Here is a 710-nt window from a genome sequence, read left to right as displayed (position 1 = left end):
GGGGCCGGGGCCGACGTTGCAAGTCGTGCGGGCTGGAGGATGATCTTCGCGTCGACCAGATCGGCCACCTGAGCGCTGTCGCCGTTGGTCGCGGTTCAGGCAGCGTCAGCCTGGTGGTACTGGTTGAGTTGCTGGGCCATGCAGTCGTATCAGCCTTTTGGGTTTTCACGGCTTCGTCGTCATCCGCATCCACCGCGCGGCGGGGATAGGGGGAGTGTCGCTCGCTGTGTTTTCCGCGAGGATCGCCGACCTTAACCTGAGTAAATTCTGTGCGCAGACATGGTTTGACATATGATGTACTAATGACGTTGAGGAAACTAGCCACCGCTGTGGCCACCACACTCGCCATGCTCACCCTCGCCGCATGCGGAGGGGATACTGAAGCAGAAGAGGTCACCCGTACAGGCGCGGCTTCGACAACGACCACGTCAGAATCTGCCAATTCATGGACGGAGTATGACCCCGGTCCAGGACGCATCGCCCAGGACCCGGTGATAGATGGCGTCTACACGGCTGACGAGCGTGATGCTGCTGGCGAGGTTGAATGGCGGCTCTCCAATGTTCGGTTGGACGGAGCGCTTTCGGAAGGCGACATCATCCGGTACGCACGGAACATCTGCTGGGGAATGGACAGCGGTAACACGACGCTGTTAGAGCAGATGCAGGAACTTTTCGATCCAGACGGCATACTTCCCAACTTCATGCTGCCC

The 710-nt window shown here is 59.4% G+C and carries 2 protein-coding genes; both read left to right on the top strand.

Annotation, left to right across the window (positions count from 1 at the left end; genetic code table 11):
- Positions 1–209, top strand: a 209-nt coding sequence (locus ACT3S3_RS15280) for a hypothetical protein (protein WP_444627019.1), incomplete at its 5' end; no start/stop codon positions are given.
- 120 nt (positions 210–329) lie between these two features.
- Positions 330–710: hypothetical protein (locus tag ACT3S3_RS15275; protein WP_444614807.1), on the top strand; the 381-nt coding region annotated here is incomplete at its 3' end.

It is taken from the genome of Corynebacterium sp. AOP40-4SA-5 (genome assembly GCF_052377355.1).
GTDB lineage: Bacteria > Actinomycetota > Actinomycetes > Mycobacteriales > Mycobacteriaceae > Corynebacterium.
This window is presented reverse-complemented; position numbering and strand designations above follow the sequence as displayed.